Consider the following 18356-nt stretch of genomic DNA (forward strand, 5'->3'; position numbering starts at 1 on the left):
TTATCCTTTACCTCGGGTGCGAGTAGCATTTTTCTTAGCATTTTTTTCGAGAAACTCAACTATCATACCTGCAACATCTTTGTTGGTTGCAGTTTCTATACCCTCTAAACCAGGAGATGAATTTACTTCCATCACCACAGGGCCGCGGTTTGCACGTAAAATATCAACCCCACACATGTTAAGACCCATAGCTTTTGCCGCATTTACAGCTGTTGCACGCTCTTCTTTACTTAAGCGCACTAGTTCAGCACTGCCACCTCTGTGTAGGTTAGATCTAAACTCACCTTCCGCACCTTGACGTTTCATTGCTGCAACCACTTTATCACCAACAACAAAACAGCGAATATCTGCGCCGCCAGCTTCTTTAATAAATTCTTGAACTAATATGTTAGCTTTTAAACCCATAAAAGCTTCAATAATGCTCTCGGCGGCTTTGGTGGTATCAGCTAAAACCACACCTATACCTTGGGTGCCTTCTAACAGTTTAATCACCACAGGTGCGCCGCCCACACCGGCAATTAAATCACTAACATTGTCAGGATGATGAGCAAAACCGGTTTTTGGCAAACCAATACCTTTACGCGACAATAATTGTAAACTTCTTAATTTATCACGCGAGCGGCTGATAGCGACTGATTCATTAATAGAAAAAGTGCCCATCATTTCAAACTGACGAACAACTGCAGTGCCATAAAATGTAACAGATGCACCTATACGTGGAATAACCGCATCATATTCAGGTAAAGCCTCACCTTTGTATCTAACCATTGGGTTAGAGCTGGTAATATCCATATAACAATGCAATGTATCGATTATATCAACCTCATGCCCTCGCGCCTCACCAGCTTCTTTTAATCTGCGAGTCGAATACAATTTTGGGTTACGAGATAAAATAGCAATGCGCATGTTTATATCCTTGAATTAGAGTTAGTTAACAGTTTATAGGCTGCCCCGAAAAGGCGCGCTATCATTACATTAAATTTTTAAGAAACAAGTGTTTTGCAAAAATTATTTATTGTGAACTCACTTAGTTATAAATCTAAGCTATTTAGTTAATCCTTCAAGTGTAGTCGCTAAAATTTCAATCGCCTGTTCAATCACCTCATCACTTTGACAATACGACAAACGAATACACTGATGTTTATGTGGCCAATCATCTTTAACCGCAAAAAAGAATGGCTCACCATCCATCACCAACACGCCTTTTTCTTTTAACAACTGATAAAGTTCGGTTGAGCTAATTGGCAAATTTTCAAACCATAACCACAAAAAGAACGCCCCTTCTGGTTGATGAATTCGATATGTGTTTTTAGTTAAATTTTGACGAATACAACTAAGCATATGATTACGTTTATGCTGATAAAACGGCAAAATATGCTGGCTACATACTTGGTTTAATTGTTTGTTCGCTAACAAACGTGACATCAACTCAGGGCCTAAATTGCCATTGGCTAAGCTCATTATGGTATTTACTTTAACAAACTGACTAATCAGTTCGGGATGGCCTACAACTATCCCAGTGCGACAGGCTGGCAATCCTAACTTAGATAAACTAAACACATATAGCCTGTGTTCATCCCACTGACAGGTCACATCTTGATAAACGATATTTGGAAAAGGTGCACCATAAGCACAATCGATAATGAGTGGGATATTGTGATTTTTTGCCAAACGCGTTAGTTGTTCTAGTTCATCATCACTGACCACATTGCCAGTTGGATTAGTTGGACGCGACACACATAAAGCTGCGGTTTCATCACTAATATGTAAGTTAGCAAAATCTATATGGTATTTAAATAAATCATCACCTTGCTTTTCAATCAGCGGCTTGCAGGCTTTAAAATAATCATTTGCCAAAGCTTGGTCGCTATAACCTAAATATTCAGGCACTAACGGAAACAAAAAGTGTTTTTTGCTATCACCCGCTTGCCCTGCCAACATATTAATCAAAATAAAAAATGCTGATTGGCTGCCATTCGACAATGCAATGTTATCCGCACTGACAGGCCAACCCATTTCAGTTTGAAAATATTCGACTAAAGCATCAATGAGTTTTTCCGAGCCGCGCGGGGATTGATAAATACCGAGTAATTTATGCAACTCATCAGGATTTTGGCTAATATCCGCCAAATGTTCAGCCATCAGTTGCTCAAAAGCATCAACTTTAGCTGGGTTGCCACCACCTAAAAAGAGTAAGTTAGGGTTTACATTAAGTGCATCACCCAAATCTTCCATCAAACTCACTATGGCTGAATCTTGCGTGAGTTGTTTACCTAAATCTGAAAGTTTCATCTTGCCTCGAAAGGTTTTTGTAAAATCATAAACGGGTTTTATTAGCTTGTTGGGGCTAACACGTGTTATTATAGTCGCTTGCCAATCAACTTGCCGCGCACCCTCGCGGTTGCAAAGTGCAAACGGCTCCCAAGTTAATATTTATTTTATGTCACTGCAATTACTGCGGTGATTTTATTTATTGTATTGAACGATAATTTGATTCATCGCTAATTAGATGAAATAAAACGGTTTAAACATAACCTAAATAGGTTATTAGGAGTTTTTAGTGAAAGCAAAAGTAGCCATTATCATGGGTTCTAAGAGTGACTGGCCAACCATGAAAAATGCGGCCGATGTATTAGACTCACTGCAAGTGCCTTACGTTGTTGAAGTTGTATCTGCTCACAGAACACCAGATAAATTAATGAGCTTTTCAGCAAGCGCTGTAGAAAATGGCTTTGAAGTTATTATTGCAGGTGCAGGCGGCGCTGCTCATTTACCTGGTATGGTTGCCTCTAAAACCCGTTTACCTGTATTAGGTGTTCCAGTGCAAAGCCGCGCGTTAAGTGGTGTCGACAGCTTATATTCAATAGTGCAAATGCCAAAAGGTGTTGCAGTTGGTACTTTAGCCATTGGTGAAGCAGGTGCATACAACGCAGGTTTATTTGCCGCACAAATTTTAGCGACCACAAATCAAGAATTGGCTTTACGCATTGAAGCATTCAGAAATGAACAAACGGAAACTGTCCTAGCCAACCCTGATCCTCGCGAAGAACTTTAACCATTTGTAAGAGTTAATAAAATGACAGCTTATTTTGATCAAACTGTTTGGGTACTTGGTGCAGGCCAACTTGGTAACATGTTGCAACATGCAGCTTATCCATTAGGTGTAAAAGTAATACCTGTTGATATTGATGCAGATACAGCACCTGTATTAGGTGAAAATGATGTGGTAACCGCTGAGCGTGAACAATGGCCAGAAACGCCAGTGACCAACGTTTTGGCTGCACACAAAAATTTCGCCAACCAAAACTTTTTTGCCACTATTGCCGACCGTTTTAAACAAAAATCTTTATTAGATTCGTTAGGTCTAGCAACAGCACCTTGGCAATTGGTTGAAGCAAATACCACAGAAGCAGACTTACATAACAAACTAGGTGAGCGCGTATTGTTAAAACGCCGCACAGGTGGTTATGACGGTCGCGGCCAACATTGGTTAAAACAAGCTGAAAGTTCAACTATACCTGCAGACTGGCACAACAATGCAATTGCAGAACAAGCGATAAACTTTGATGAAGAAGTTTCCTTGGTGGGTATGCGGGATAAAAACGGCCAATGTTATTTTTATCCGCTGGCGTTAAACCTGCATCAAGATGGTATTTTAACCGCAACAGTTGCGCCACTCGCGCGTTTAGATAAATACCAAGCTGTAGCTGAAAAAATGCTGACCACTTTAATGGAAGCGGTTGAGTATGTAGGTGTAATGGCGATGGAGTGTTTCCGTGTTGGTGACGACATCCTCATTAACGAGATTGCCCCACGTGTACATAACAGCGGCCATTGGACGCAAGCAGGTTGTAATATCAGCCAATTCGAAAGCCATGTACGCTGTGTGACAGGTTTACCTATGATTGAGCCAAGCGTGCGCAATACTAACTTTATGATCAACCTAATTGGTTGTGACTTAGATGCGCAGTGGTTAGCAGTCGAAGGATCAGAACTCTTCTGGTATCAAAAATCTGTACGCCCAGGCAGAAAAGTTGGTCATATCAACTTTAGTAAAACAGGTAAAAAGAACATTGAAACTGCACTAGATCAAATGCAGCCGTTATTACCTGAGCCTTATGTTAAAACCATAGCTTGGTTGAAAAACGAGCTTTTATAAGCCGTTCACTCTGCTGAGGCTCACCTGAGGGCTAGATACACTTCTAGCCCTAAAATTTTTTTTCAGTTTCTACGCTAGATTCCATCATAATTCTTACCTCAAAGTAACTGACTTAACATTTGGTAACTACTTAATTTTATTGATTTAAATCGTTAGCATAGCCGCCGGTTAACACTCAATGGACCTTAAGGATATCAAATGAAAAAAATCAGTTTAATTGGCGCGGCAATGTTTGCTGCAATTTCAACTAATGTTGTTGCTGACAACAAATTCGCAATTGAAACCGACCCTTATACTTTTGTACAAAGTGGGGATTCACTCCATATTAAATTTAGCCCAGCTGCTGCACCAAATTGGCGATTGGGTTTAGGTGTTTATTCACTTGAACTACCTAGCTTTATGGTTGATTTAAACTCTGAAAATGACAACAAAGATTGGACTGTAGATTTAGAACGAGGTGTAGGTTTATTTGCCGATTATTACTTTAATACCAACCAAGAAGGTTGGTATGTAGGTGCACAAATATCCACTCAAGATTACGCTGTATCAGCAGAAAATAGTTATGCAGAATACACTAATGGTTTATTAATGTTCAGTCTTGGTTACCGCTACCCATTGTTTGACAGCAAACAATGGTATGTACAACCTTGGATGGGCCTAGGCTATACAAAAACCACAAGTGGTAAACAAGATAGGTTAGCCGCAGGATATGACGTAGATCCACTGGTTGGTTTTGCAACTTTGCATATAGGTTATCAGTTTTAACGCTGATAATTTGGCTGAATGAAATTCGCGAACCTCAGCTGAGGTTCGCTAGGTTAGGCCAACTAGGTCTAACCTGCATACCCTTATACCTAATAATTCTAGAACTCCATTTGCTACAAGCCATCACAGCTCCTACACTGAGATTAGAAAATAGTTTAATTAATCAACGAGGTGTACCGCTGCACTAAACTTTAGCTAGGGAGTCTTATGACAAACTGCACCACCACTTTATTTGAAAACGCCGTTGAAACTCGCAGATTTCTGCACGCGCACCCTGAGTTGTCATGGCAAGAATTCAACACAGCTGACTACATACGTCAGCAATTAGATCTATTAAATATCCCTTGGGAAAAATGCACTGAAACTGGCACAATCGCTAGGCTCGCACCACAATTAACAGCCAAACCTCATATCGCGTTACGCGCAGATATAGACGCTTTGCCAATCAAAGAAAACAATCAGTGCGATTGGAAATCTACCCAGCAAGGCACAATGCATGCCTGTGGACACGATGGCCACACTGCAACTTTATTGGCTGCCGCCAAATGGCTAAAACAAAACGAAGCAGAGTTACCTCAGCCTGTCAGTTTAATATTTCAACCTGCCGAAGAAGGTGGCCATGGCGCTAAAAAGATGATTGAAGCTGGCGCGCTCAAAGGTATTGATGTGATCTACGGTTGGCATAACTGGCCAACGCTCGAATTAGGTCAAATCGCCTGCCCTGACTCTGTGGTTATGTGCGGCAATGGTACTTTTACGATAAAAGTGCAAGGGCTAGGCGGCCACGCAAGCCAACCAGAAAATTGCCAAGACCCAATTCTAGCAGCTAGCGCAATTACACTTGCTTTACAGCAAATTGTCAGCAGACTAAATACGCCACAAAACCCATTAGTGCTGTCGGTCACAGGTATGCAATCGGATACAAACGCGCCGACTGTCACGCCAAATATAGTTGAATTAACCGGTAGTTTTCGTATTGCCAACGAAAATTATCGCAGCAAATTGGTTGAACAGATCCAACAAATTAGTCAACAAACGGCCCTAGCTTATCAAACCACTGCTGAGGTAAAAGTTTCACCGCGTTATCAAGCGACGCAAAATCATGCACAAGCTGCGCAAAAGGTACGTCAAACCTGGATCGGCGAATTTGGTGCAGAAAAAGCGCATGCGCAAATTAATTTACCCGTCATGGCTTCTGAAGATTTTAGCTATTATTTACAGCACATTCCTGGTGCTTTTGCGTTAATTGGTGGCAAAGAAAACCAACTTACACCAGTACCATTACACAACCCAAACTACGATTTTAATGACAAATTAATTCCTTTAGTTTGTCGCCTATTTGCACGCCTTACCGGTGTTGCAATTCCTTGAACCTAGTCAACGTCGGCTAGCAAAAAACACTACACACATTTGTTTGTAGTCCCTTCACAACCTTAAGGAGTACTTGTATGAGTATTTTTACCGAAAGAGAGTCTGATATTAGAGCTTATTGCCGTGTTTACGATACAGTGTTTGACACAGCAAAAAACGCCATTCAAATCGATGAAAATGGCAAAAGCTATATAGATTTTTTTGCTGGTGCTGGCGTACTAAATTTTGGCCACAACAACCGCAAAATGAAACAAGCCATCATAGATTATCTAAATCAAGATGGTGTCACTCATAGCCTAGATATGCACACCACGGCAAAACGTGACTTTATTCAAGCATTCAGTAAAACAATACTCGAACCAAGGAAAATGCCGCATAAATTGCAGTTTATGGGGCCTACAGGCACAAATGCGGTTGAAACCGCGTTAAAATTGGCGCGACGAGTAACCAACAGACACGAGGTTGTTGCTTTTAGTCATGGTTTTCATGGCATGACCTTAGGTGCTCTTGCTTGTACTGCTAACGACTATTTTCGCGGCGCGGCCGGTGTGCCTTTAACCCATGTTCATCACCATAGTTTTTCACCACCGCAAAATGGTGTAACCAGCGCAGATTTAGCCGAGTTACGCGCACAATATCAAGACAGCTCTAGCGGGGTAAAACCACCTGCAGCTTTTATTGTTGAAGTTATCCAAGCAGAAGGCGGTGTCAATGTAGGTAGCAAGTTATGGCTACAAGAACTCCAACAACTCGCGAAAGACTTTGGTGCGCTTTTTATCGTCGACGAAATTCAGGTCGGCTGCGGTCGAACAGGCAGTTATTTTAGCTTTGACCAACTTGGGTTAGATCCAGACATCATCTGTTTAGCCAAAGGCATAGGTGGTTTTGGTACACCACTGGCAATGAATTTAGTCAAACCTGAATACGACAAACATTGGAACCCAGGTGAACATACAGGCACATTTAGAGGCCAAGGTTTAAGTTTTATCGCCGGAAAAGTTGCGCTCGATTATTTCAAAGATGATGAATTAATGAGCCAAGTTAACCAGCATAGTCAAACCATTGAAGATGCACTCTCTCCTATTTGTGATCAACACTTAAACTGGCAACTGCGTGGTAAAGGCATGATTTGGGGCATAGATTTAGCAGATGGTGAATTCGCTAAACGTGTTGTTGCCAACGCATTCGCCCAAGGTTTACTTGTTTCCGCCTGTGGCAGTGGTGGCAGTGTCATCAAGGTGATACCGCCTCTAACCATTGAAGCTGACACCTTGCAACAAGGTTTAGATATTTTAGTTAAATGCCTACAACCAAATTCATAAGGACAGAATTATGCTAAATCGAGACGATATGACATTTCCGTTCAGTGAATATGAACGTCGAATTAACGAATTACGCGCGCGCATTTTAGAGCGCCACTTAGATGCAGTTGTGATCACAGATCCCGAAAATATTATGTATCTAACCGATTACCAAACAACAGGTTATTCTTTTTTTCAAGCTGTCGTTGTACCGCTTGAACAAGAGCCGTTTATGATCACTCGCGCTATGGAGGAATCAAATGTTATTGCCCGCTCTTGGGTTGAAGTAACACGCCCCTACCCTGACACAGGAGATGCAATTCAAATGTTAGTAGATGCACTGCGCGAATTTAATCTTGCCGATAAACGCATCGGCTATGAGCGCAATAGCTACTTTTTTCCGGCGTACCAACAAGACTTTATTCATACAACCCTAACAGATGGCAAGCTATTAGATTGTTTTGGCATAGTTGAGCAAGGCCGAGTGTGTAAATCAGCAGTTGAACTAGAAGTGATGCGCCAAGCTGCTAAAGCGACTCAAGCTGGCATGCAAGCTGGTATTGAAGCCTGCCAAGCTGGTGTAACCGAAAATGAAATTGGTGCAGCCATCAGCGCCGCTATGTTTAAAGCCGGTGGAGAACCTCCTGCTGTTATGCCCTATGTAACTTCTGGCCCCAGAACTATGATAGGCCATGCAACTTGGGAAGGCCGCAAAGTACAAAGTGGTGAACATGTATTTTTAGAAGTGGGCGGATGTTATCGGCGTTACCACACTGCAATGATGCGAACCGTGGTATTAGGTGAACTCTCCGACAACATGTACAAAGCGCAAGAATGCATGAAATTAGCTTTAACTACAATGCACGAGTATATCCAACCCGGCATGACAGTTTCAGATGTTGATAATTTAATTCGCAACATAATCACAGCCAACGATGTTGGCGCTAGATTAATAACTCGCTCAGGATATTCAATTGGCATTGCGTTTCCACCCAGTTGGGACGAAGGTTATATCATCAGCCTCAAACAGGGAGAGTCGACTGTGCTCAAAGAAGGCATGACCTTCCATGTGATCCCTTGGATGTGGGGCGTTGACGGTGACAAAACTTGTGGTATATCCGACACCATAGCCATTACCGAAAATGGTTGTGAATCATTTTTTGACTTTCCACTCGACTTTGCGGTTAAAAAATCTACGTCGGTGAAAAATAGCGAAGCAGAACCCGCTAAAAACGTAAAACAGCTTAAAGCTGCCGCTTCGGCTAATAAATGAATATAAGGAGAAATGTATGTTAGTAAGTACAAATCCGCACAATGGTGAGCATATCAACAGCTATGCAACCTTTAACAAAGCCGAGATATATACTGCGTTAAACGCCGCCAATCGGCAGTTTCAAAGCTGGCAACTAACAAGTTTTGAACAAAGAGCACAAACGTTAAAAGCGGTCGCTGCGGCCCTGCGTAACGACAAAGAAAACCTTGCCCATTTAATGGCAATAGAAATGGGCAAACCATTAAAAGAAGGTTTAGCCGAAGTTGAAAAAGCAGCATGGTGCGCCGAGCACTATGCAGATAACGCCAAAAGCTATTTAGCCAACGAAGAGATTGAATCAGACGCGGTGGAAAGTTATGTCTGTTATCAGCCACTTGGTAGCATACTCGGCATACTGCCGTGGAATGCGCCAGTGTGGTTAGCATTTCGCTTTTTGGCGCCGTCGTTAATGGCAGGCAATACCTGTATTATGAAACACGATCCAAGTGTGCAAGGTTGTGCGAACGCCATTATGAACGCATTTAAAAGTGCAATGGCACCAGACAATATTGTGGTTAATTTACCTATCGACAATACTGAAGTTGCCAACATTATTAAAGACAGACGGATAAAAGGGGTTTCTTTTACCGGCTCTAGTGCTACAGGCGCAAAAGTCGCATCGGTTGCTGGTTCAGTAATTATCCCGTCAGTGCTCGAATTAGGTGGCTCAGATCCTTGTGTGATATTAGCAGATGCTGAACTTGAAAAAGCGGCCGATATTGCATGTTTATCACGCATTATCAACGCCGGACAATCCTGTATTGCAGCAAAACGCATTATTGTTGAAGCGCCCGTATACGAGCAGTTTATCACTTTACTTGAAGATAGACTGGCAAGACTGGTTGTTGGTAATCCGCTGGAACAGAATAGCCAAATTGGTCCACTGGCGCGGCAAGATATACAACACAATCTGCATCGCCAAGTGTCACAAAGCCTAGAACAAGGTGCAAACTGTTTGTTAGGAGGCGAACTGCCAGTAGATAATCCAGGTTACTATTATCCAGTCACTTTATTAACTGACGTCACCCCAACCATGACAGTATTCAATGAAGAAACGTTTGGTCCGGTAATGTGCGTGTGTAAAGCCGAAGATGCGGACGCCGCGCTGGAACTGGCCAACCATACAGTTTATGGTTTAGGCGCCGCCATATGGAGTAAAGATTTGCGGCAACAACAAAAGTTTGTTGAACAGCTGCAAGCTGGGCAAGTCTCGGTAAATGGTATAGTTAAAACCGACCCGCGGTTACCCAGTGGTGGGATTAAAAATTCAGGTATAGGCCGCGAACTTGGCCCACATGGCATTCGACAGTTTGTTAATTGCAAACAAGTTTGGATAGGTTAACCAAAAAGGCTTAAGGTCATTTAACCTTAAGCCTTTTTATTATTAATTTTTATTACTCGTCTTTCTTAAATTTTAATACTTCGTTATCTAAATAATATTGGCTCATGGATAATCCATCGACCAAAGTTTTTAATGAACGTGATTTAAATTCACGTTGATACAAAATGCGCACAACAATAACCGCAAATAACAAAAACAACACAGGATGAATAAACCAACCGACCACAGACAAAGCAAAATAATACGCTCGCATACCATTGTTAAAGTTATGCCCTGCTTGATCTATTAATTTGCCAGCGTTAACTGAAAAGACTTTTTTCATTTCAGGTGTTGCACGTTCGTCGTCTGAATTAGGTGCCGCACCTATCATCACAGAAGCAAAACCATATTGGCGCAGTGCCCAAGTAAATTTAAAAAACGCATAGATCAGGATACAGATAATGGTAATGACCTTAATTTGTACCAAAGTAATGGTATGTGGCCATACCCAAGGAATTAAACTGGTTAATTCGTGAATAGACTGAGCATTAGTTAATGCGGTTAACGAACCCGCGATAATAAGCAGCGTAGTTGAAGCAAAAAAGCTCATGTTTTTTTCGATATTGCCCATTAGCGCTGCATCTAATATACGATTATCCCGCTCTAATAAATGGCGCATCCAATCAATACGTAAAATGATCAACACACTCGATAAGGATTCACGACATTTAGCCGCTTTACGGGCAAACATTGCGTAACCAATCCACAAAGCTAAAAATGGGATTAACACACCTAAATCGATAATCTCTGCCCAACTGAGCATATATCGTACTCCTTAGAAAAATCTAAAACCAAGCCACAAAATTTGTGACTATTGTCGCGCAAAAAAGCTTACGCCGCAAAAGTTTACTCTTTTGTCATTTAACTCTGATAGAATCAAATAAATGATTCATGTAAGTGTTGGAGAACAACATGAAAGTAAATATTTTAACAAGCGGTTTAATCGCGTTCACTTTGTCTTTTTTGGCTGCTGGCATTCAGGCGAATGAAAAAACATTGCCACCTTCACAACAATTAACCGATTCATCGTTATTTTTACAGCACAAAGAAAAATACACTAAATGTGTTTTAGAAAAAGCCGAGGCTTTCAGCCAAGTAACTGAATTAGACACAGCATTTAAATACGCGCCCATTGCCTGCCGACGTGATTTATTGCAAATTAAAAAAATGCTAATTGGTGGGCCATATAAAATAGAAGTCATAGATCAACTAGTTGAATCGGTACAAGAAGGTGTCGAAATTGATATGGTTAACCATATCTTTACTAACAAAATCAAGGCAGCACGCCATTAAGATTTAAGCTAATCTTTAACTTAGGCTTTCACACGGAATCTTTACCGTGTGAAAGTTTGGCGCAAAACGTCTGCAATCATTAGCTTTGCCAGTATACCATATACGGTCAACTATATTTGCCTACCAAATAGCCTTAAACCACAAAGACAAGCCAGACAAAATAGTTAACACCTCAAAGCAGCGTTTCACCAAACAATTGCCCTTAGCAATTACCAAATACGCACCTAAATAGCCACCCAGCAACGAGCCCAAAATCAACGCCGGTAACCAATCCCACTGAATTTGCGAAATTAACCCCAAAGTAATAGCACCAGTACCATTCCACAAAATACCCACCATCACCAAAGTATAAGAAACAGCACGCCCATAACCCATACCAAACCAATGGATCAGCCACATAGTCACAAACAACCCAGTACCAGAAGTTAACGAGCCATTTAAAAAACCGATAATAAACAAACCAACCGAGCCAATAATATAACCGCGCATATTCAAGTTTTTCAGCTCATCAGTTTTACCAAGATCAGGTTTAAAAATAGAATACAAACCCAAAGCTATGGTTAAACCACCTAACGCCCATAACGACACAACTGGTGGAATATTAACAATAACGTTTGCGCCTAAAATAACCCCAGGCAAAGCGCCAACAATCATAATCAGCACTAATGCAGGCGCAAACTGACCATGTTTTAAGTGTTTAATCGACGCGCCTACACCCAAAGCCACAGAGGCAACTTTATGTGTCGCCAGCGCCACTGAAAAAGGTAAACCTAAAAAGATGATAGCGGGTAATTGCAATAAGCCTGCACCACCGCCGGCAAGCGACGATAAAGTATTAGCAACTAGGCTTACGAAAAATAGTAGTATCTGATCAAATATCATCTTTATTCCTTGTAACAAAAAAGGCCAGCATTGCTGACCTCTCTTCAATTTCAAGCACCCGGGCTAAAACTAGCTAAAGTTATGAATATCCAAACTAGAGCTTTGGTTTTGGCTACTTGCATCTTTAGCTGAATCACGACGCAATTCATCTAAATGATCTAAATAAGCTTGGCTAACATCGTTAGTCACATAGTTGCCGTCAAATACCGAAGTTTCAAAACGTTCAACTTTAGGATTACCCTCACCCACAGCTGCAATTAAGTCAGGTAAGTCTTGGAAGATTAAACCATCAGCTTTAATTAAATCACAAATCTCTTGTACATCACGGCCATAGGCAATCAATTCATTTGCGCTTGGCATGTCGATACCATATACATTCGGGAAACGAATCTCAGGTGCAGCAGATGCAAAATAAACTTTTTTCGCGCCAGCTTCACGTGCCATTTCGATAATTTGTTCAGAGGTTGTACCACGTACAACTGAGTCATCAACTAACAAGACGTTTTTACCGCTGAATTCTTGTGAAATCGCGTTTAATTTACGACGAACAGAACGACGACGCTGTTGTTGCCCCGGCATAATAAAAGTACGGCCGATATAACGGTTTTTCACAAAACCTTGGCGATAGGGTAAATCTAAGGTGTTAGCAATTTCTAACGCGATATCACAGCTGGTTTCTGGAATTGGAATAACTACATCAATATCTAATTCAGCCCAATCACGTTTAATTTTTTCACCGAGTTTTTTACCCATGCGTACACGGCTCGCATACACAGAGATATCATCTAAGGTTGAATCAGGACGCGCAAAATAAACATATTCAAACAAACAAGGAACTAGTTCAGAGTTAGTTGCACATTGTTGGCTGAACAACTGGCCGTCTTGGGTAAGATAAACAGCTTCACCCGGTTGTACATCACGCATAAATTCAAAACCAACAGCATCAATTGCAACACTTTCAGATGCAACCATGTACTCAGTGCCTTGTGCAGTTTCACGCTTACCTAATACAAGTGGGCGAATGCCATACACATCACGGAATGCAACAATACCGAAACCGATAATAGAAGCAACAACCGCATAAGCGCCGCGAGCTTTAGTATGTAGCGCAGTAACAGCTGCAAAAACATCAGCAGGTTTTAAGTTCCAGTCGCCACCACTTTCACATAACTCATGCGCAAATTGGTTCATTAACAATTCAGAATCTGACGAAGTGTTTACGTGACGACGTGCTTCACTAATTAAATTCTTCTTTAAGTCTTCCGCGTTGGTTAAGTTGCCGTTGTGAACAAAAGCAATACCATAAGGAGAGTTAGTATAAAACGGCTGAGCTTCAGCTGAAGTTGAAGAACCTGCGGTTGGGTAACGCACATGGCCTATGCCCCAATTGCCCGCTAAACGCTCCATGTGTTTTTGTTCAAAAACGTCACGAACCAAGCCGTTCGCTTTTCTCAATTTAAACACGCCATTATTAATGGTCATGATCCCTGCAGCGTCTTGACCTCTATGCTGCAATACGGTTAACGCATCATACAAAGCCTGATTAACTGGGGAATGAGCTACAATGCCAACGACACCACACATGGATTTTACCTCTTATACAGGTTGAACATTTTTTAGAAAGCTCGAAGTGGTTTGAATATATTCAAAGAACCACTCTATCACTATCTTAAATTCTGGAATTAATACTGATTGCACCCACCAGTCAGATTTAGCCACTGGGGTGAATGCATCCATAAAGAATAGTATAGCTGAAACAATCAGCACACCTCTTAATGCACCAAACACTAGACCAAGTACTCTATCTGTACCTGACATACCGGTTTTTTGCACTAATTGAGAAATTAGGTAATTTACGATAGAACCAACAATTATGGTTGCTAAAAACAATATTGCGATAGCCGCCGCGTTGCGGAACATTTCATCTTCAATATTGGTTAAAAAGGTCGCAAAATCTAAATAAAATTGGCTCGCAACAAAAAACGCACCCGCCCAAACAACAAGCGATAAAGCCTCTTTCACAAATCCACGAACTAAACTAATTAGTGTGGAAATTGAGATAACAGCGAGTATTGCGTAATCAAACCAAACCATATCTATATTCATGAGGAAAATTGCCGGCGAATTCTAGCAGATCCCACCACCCAATTACCAACATTATTCTGTTGTTTGGTACGCAGAAATTTTGCCATTTAAATTTGTTAACCTTTTTAACGCTGGGATCATCTTTTCAAGTTTGTCTTTATCTAAATCAGGACCGACATAAACTTTGGTTAATTCGCCCGATTGAGTTTTAATTGGACGAGTAAAACTAACATAACCTTCTTGCTGTAATTTTTCGCGTAAGTTATTTACGTTGTTTTTATGACGAAAACTACCCAGTTGAATCACCCAAGCATTTTGTGCTGTTTCAACTTGTTTGTTTTCAGGCTTTTTAACAGGCTCAGCAGCTGTCTTATTGGCTTGCTTATTAGCTTGAGCTTTTTGCTCTGGCGATACTTCAGCAGTGACAGTTTCAGTTTTTGCTTGTTCAACTGACTTTTGCTCAACTTCTTCCGCCGTTTTTTCACCAAGATAAATTTCGTCTACTGCGGCTTCGTCTGACTCTTTTTGTTGATATTGCGCAAGCGAATCAACTATTTCGTCTTCTGGAAATGGAATTTTATCAGGGATTGGTTGAGCTATAGGTTTAGCAGGAATGGTTTGAAACTGATCACCATAATCTGTTTTTTTCCCGTCTAATAGGTCGGGTAAAAAAATGACAATTAATGCAACAAAAACTATGCTGCCGACGAGTCTATTTTGAAAAGTAGTCGCCATATTAATTCTCTAATAAATCCGTGATAACCCAAAAAGAACCAAATGCGATTACAACATCATCTGTTTGCACTTGTGATAACGCATTTTTATAAGCAGTCTGAATGTTTTCGCTAGTGCCTGTTACTTTTTCAGTTGGCAAACAAGTAGCTAAGTCAGATGCTTTTGCGCCACGTGGTTGATTGATGTCAGCCAGATAAAAACCATCAAAGATTGGTGCAACCAATGACAAACAGGTTTGGTAGTCTTTGTCTTTTAACATGCCAACAGCAGCGTATATTTTGCCGTTAGTTGTTTGTTTTAAACGTTTTACGTTTTCAACCAACTGAATAATAGCTTCTTCATTATGCGCAACATCAACAATCACTTTAGGTTGATTGTTAATTTGTTGCCAACGCCCAGCTATTTGAAAATCAGCTAATACATTGGTTAAAACTTGTGAGTCTAACTCAACACCCAGTTGCTCTAACATAGCTAAACAAGTACTGGCGTTTTGCAGTGGCATATTCGGCACAGGTAAGTATATATATTGCTGTTTGCTGACGTTAGAAGTCCAATTCCAACTTGCCGCTTGACCATTATCCGCTGGGTTTAACTCATATGTAAAATCTTGCTGTTGCCACAAAATATCTAAGTTGAGTTTTTCGGCTTGGTCTAACACTGTGCTCGGTGGATTTAAATCACCACAGACAGCTTTACCGTTATGGCGAAATATACCGGCTTTTTCAAAACCGATTTGTTCACGTGTATCACCTAACCAATCTTTATGGTCAAGCGCTACTGTTGTGATAACCGAAAGCTCTGGCGCAACTATATTGGTTGCGTCTAAACGCCCACCTAAACCAACTTCTAACAAAATAAAATCTGGCGCAGCTTGTGCCAACAAACACAGTGCAGCTAAGGTGCCAAATTCAAAATAAGTCAGCTCAATATCACCGCGCGCTTGTTCAATTTGAGCAAAAGCTTGGCAATGCTGGGCATCAGAAAACCATTGGTTGTCTAAGGTGACACGCTCTTTATAATCGTGAATATGCGGGGAGTTATAACAACCAACTGAATAACCTTGGGCAGTTAACAGTTTTTGCGTAAGCGCTGTGGTTGTGCCTTTGCCATTGGTGCCACCCACTAAAATAATGCGCGAGTGCTGCAAAGGTAAATTGAGGCGGTTGAATACACGTTCAACGCGATCCAACCCCATATCAATTTCTTTCGGATGAATTTGACCTAAATAATCAAGCCAACCATCTAAAGTATCAAAACAGGCATTAGCGGCCATTTAGGCTTAAACCTGCTCGATAGATGGCAATTTCATCATTTTTGCAATTTGGCGTGCAACTGAGTCACGCATATTGCGACGGTCAACAATCATATCGATTGCGCCTTTTTCCAACAAGAATTCACTGCGTTGGAAACCTTCTGGTAATTTTTCACGAACAGTTTGTTCGATAACACGTGGGCCTGCAAAACCAATTAAGGCTTTTGGCTCAGCGATATGAATGTCACCTAACATAGCAAAACTTGCTGATACACCACCCATAGTTGGGTCAGTTAATACAGAGATGTAAGGTAAACCTTTTTCGCTCATACGTGCTAACGCAGCACTGGTTTTAGCCATTTGCATCAACGACATTAATGCTTCCTGCATACGTGCACCACCAGAAGCAGAAAAACATACTAACGGCAAACCGTGTTTGATACATTCTTCAGCCGCTTTTACAAAACGTGCACCAACAACTGAGCCCATTGAACCACCCATAAAGGCAAATTCAAATGCAACTGCAATCACAGGTACACCTTTTACTGTGCCGCGCATTGCAACTAATGCGTCTTTTTCGTTAGTAGATTTTTGCGCTGCTACAATACGGTCTTTGTATTTTTTAGAGTCTTTAAACTTTAAAACGTCTTGTGGCTCTAATTCAGCACCAATTTCTACTCGGTTTTCAGCATCCAAAAATGATTCTAAACGACGGCGTGCGCCAATGCGCATATGGTGATTACATTTTGGACATACGTTTTGCTGCTGTTCTAAATCTGTGCGATATAAAACGGCACTACAGGAATTACACTTAACCCATAGACCCTCAGGTACATTACCCTTTTTTGTCGAATTCGTTTTCGGTAGTATTTTTTCTATCCAACTCATTGATATTCTCTGGATTTCTAATTCTAAAAAATTCTATACCCAGCCTGAAAACTTCTCAGGCCATCCAATTGCCGCACATTAAAGCACAATCTAAGTTAATTTTTAACTAAAACATTATGCCTTTGCACTGATATCGCTAATCAGGCAAAAATAATGGACCCAATGCTGCCTCTGGTATGCCAAATTGTTCAGGATAAAACACCTTAACTAAATACAAACCGTTTGGTTTTGCGGTTGCAGCGGCGAGTGTGCGATCTTTAATATGTAATAAATCTTCAATCCAACTGACTGGTTGCACACCTTTACCAATTTCAATTAAAGAGCCAGCTATATTGCGCACCATGTGATGTAAAAACGCATTGGCTTGAATGTCGATGACAATATATTGGCCGAATCTGCTTACAGAAACTGCATGAACGTTTCTGTATGGGGTATTTGACTGGCAATGTGAAGCGCGAAAAGAGGTAAAATCTTTTTCGCCAACCAAAGCTTGCGCTGCCTGATGCATTTTTTCTGCATCTAATGGTTCGTAAACCAGAGTTGTGCCTTCAGGTAAAATGGCACTGCGTAATCTTTGATTAAGAATGATATAGCGATAACGTCTGGCGGTGGCTGAATAACGTGCATCAAAATCAGCTGGTACTTGGGTCGCCCATTTTACTGATACGTCGTTAGCCATTTTAACATTCGCACCTAAAGTCCAAGCACTTAGTTTGCGTGGCACCTCTGTTTCAAAATGGACAATTTGACCTGTTGCGTGCACACCTGCATCTGTTCTACCGGCACAGGTGACGACTATTTCGCTATCGGCAACTGAGCTAAGCGCTTCTTCTAATGTTTGCTGTACAGTAACCACATGATTTTGCCGCTGCCAGCCTGAATAAGCGGCACCGTTATATTCAATACCTAAAGCAATTTTCATAGTTGGGAAT

General features: G+C 41.1%; 18 protein-coding genes. 8 read left to right on the forward strand and 10 right to left on the reverse strand.

Annotation, left to right across the window (positions count from 1 at the left end; genetic code table 11):
• Together rimK and WSC_RS0117790 are read right to left on the reverse strand one after the other, a co-directional pair.
• A complete protein-coding gene (rimK, locus tag WSC_RS0117785; RefSeq protein ID WP_016957304.1) occupies window positions 1-906 on the reverse strand; it encodes a 30S ribosomal protein S6--L-glutamate ligase in 906 nt (301 codons plus the stop codon).
• Between the two features lie 138 nt (window positions 907-1044).
• Window positions 1045-2292, reverse strand: a complete 1248-nt coding sequence (locus WSC_RS0117790) for a valine--pyruvate transaminase (protein ID WP_016957305.1) — start codon at window positions 2290-2292, stop codon at window positions 1045-1047.
• Window positions 2293-2560: 268 nt separating this feature from the next.
• Between WSC_RS0117790 and purE the strand changes: the two genes are divergently transcribed.
• From purE to WSC_RS0117825, 7 genes are all read left to right on the forward strand, one after another.
• The gene (gene purE / locus WSC_RS0117795; RefSeq protein WP_016957306.1) at window positions 2561-3055 is read left to right on the forward strand and encodes a 5-(carboxyamino)imidazole ribonucleotide mutase; all 495 of its coding nucleotides are present in this window, start codon (window positions 2561-2563) and stop codon (window positions 3053-3055) included.
• A gap of 21 nt (window positions 3056-3076) precedes the next feature.
• Window positions 3077-4159, forward strand: a complete 1083-nt coding sequence (purK, locus tag WSC_RS0117800) for a 5-(carboxyamino)imidazole ribonucleotide synthase (protein WP_016957307.1) — start codon at window positions 3077-3079, stop codon at window positions 4157-4159.
• Between the two features lie 198 nt (window positions 4160-4357).
• Window positions 4358-4924: an outer membrane beta-barrel protein gene (locus WSC_RS0117805; RefSeq protein WP_016957308.1), complete on the forward strand. Its 567-nt coding sequence runs from the start codon at window positions 4358-4360 to the stop codon at window positions 4922-4924.
• A gap of 207 nt (window positions 4925-5131) precedes the next feature.
• On the forward strand, window positions 5132-6295 hold the full coding sequence (gene doeB2, locus WSC_RS0117810; RefSeq protein WP_016957309.1) for a N(2)-acetyl-L-2,4-diaminobutanoate deacetylase DoeB2: 1164 nt from the start codon (window positions 5132-5134) through the stop codon (window positions 6293-6295).
• A 77-nt stretch (window positions 6296-6372) separates the two neighbouring features.
• Window positions 6373-7617, forward strand: coding sequence for an aspartate aminotransferase family protein (locus WSC_RS0117815; protein ID WP_016957310.1), 1245 nt, complete (start codon window positions 6373-6375; stop codon window positions 7615-7617).
• A gap of 10 nt (window positions 7618-7627) precedes the next feature.
• Window positions 7628-8869, forward strand: a complete 1242-nt coding sequence (gene doeA, locus WSC_RS0117820; protein ID WP_016957311.1) for an ectoine hydrolase — start codon at window positions 7628-7630, stop codon at window positions 8867-8869.
• A 16-nt stretch (window positions 8870-8885) separates the two neighbouring features.
• Entirely contained in the window at window positions 8886-10250 is a 1365-nt protein-coding gene (locus WSC_RS0117825) for an NAD-dependent succinate-semialdehyde dehydrogenase (RefSeq protein ID WP_016957312.1), read from the forward strand.
• 52 nt (window positions 10251-10302) lie between these two features.
• Here WSC_RS0117825 and WSC_RS0117830 read toward each other — a convergent pair whose 3' ends face one another.
• On the reverse strand, window positions 10303-11052 hold the full coding sequence (locus tag WSC_RS0117830; RefSeq protein WP_016957313.1) for a DUF599 domain-containing protein: 750 nt from the start codon (window positions 11050-11052) through the stop codon (window positions 10303-10305).
• 149 nt (window positions 11053-11201) lie between these two features.
• On the opposite strand from WSC_RS0117830, the gene WSC_RS0117835 reads away from it, so the two are divergent.
• On the forward strand, window positions 11202-11582 hold the full coding sequence (locus WSC_RS0117835; RefSeq protein ID WP_016957314.1) for a hypothetical protein: 381 nt from the start codon (window positions 11202-11204) through the stop codon (window positions 11580-11582).
• Between the two features lie 120 nt (window positions 11583-11702).
• On the opposite strand, the gene WSC_RS0117840 is transcribed toward WSC_RS0117835, so the two are convergent.
• The 7 genes from WSC_RS0117840 to truA form a co-directional block, all read right to left on the reverse strand.
• Window positions 11703-12464 carry a sulfite exporter TauE/SafE family protein gene (locus WSC_RS0117840; RefSeq protein WP_016957315.1) on the reverse strand — a complete coding sequence of 254 codons (762 nt, stop codon included), beginning with the start codon at window positions 12462-12464 and terminating at the stop codon, window positions 11703-11705.
• A 69-nt stretch (window positions 12465-12533) separates the two neighbouring features.
• Window positions 12534-14048: an amidophosphoribosyltransferase gene (gene purF / locus WSC_RS0117845; protein WP_016957316.1), complete on the reverse strand. Its 1515-nt coding sequence runs from the start codon at window positions 14046-14048 to the stop codon at window positions 12534-12536.
• A 12-nt stretch (window positions 14049-14060) separates the two neighbouring features.
• Window positions 14061-14558, reverse strand: coding sequence for a CvpA family protein (locus WSC_RS0117850; protein WP_026016932.1), 498 nt, complete (start codon window positions 14556-14558; stop codon window positions 14061-14063).
• 63 nt (window positions 14559-14621) lie between these two features.
• The gene (locus WSC_RS0117855; RefSeq protein ID WP_016957318.1) at window positions 14622-15284 is read right to left on the reverse strand and encodes an SPOR domain-containing protein; all 663 of its coding nucleotides are present in this window, start codon (window positions 15282-15284) and stop codon (window positions 14622-14624) included.
• A 1-nt stretch (window position 15285) separates the two neighbouring features.
• Entirely contained in the window at window positions 15286-16557 is a 1272-nt protein-coding gene (gene folC, locus WSC_RS0117860) for a bifunctional tetrahydrofolate synthase/dihydrofolate synthase (protein ID WP_016957319.1), read from the reverse strand.
• Window positions 16558-16563: 6 nt separating this feature from the next.
• Window positions 16564-17424 carry an acetyl-CoA carboxylase, carboxyltransferase subunit beta gene (gene accD, locus WSC_RS0117865; RefSeq protein WP_026016933.1) on the reverse strand — a complete coding sequence of 287 codons (861 nt, stop codon included), beginning with the start codon at window positions 17422-17424 and terminating at the stop codon, window positions 16564-16566.
• Window positions 17425-17560: 136 nt separating this feature from the next.
• Window positions 17561-18346 (reverse strand): tRNA pseudouridine(38-40) synthase TruA, encoded by a 786-nt coding sequence (truA, locus tag WSC_RS0117870; protein WP_016957321.1) that lies wholly within the window; start codon window positions 18344-18346, stop codon window positions 17561-17563.
• Window positions 18347-18356 lie beyond the last annotated feature (10 nt).

The organism is Catenovulum agarivorans YM01, assembly GCF_000281085.1.
In the GTDB taxonomy this organism is placed as follows: domain Bacteria; phylum Pseudomonadota; class Gammaproteobacteria; order Enterobacterales; family Alteromonadaceae; genus Catenovulum; species Catenovulum agarivorans.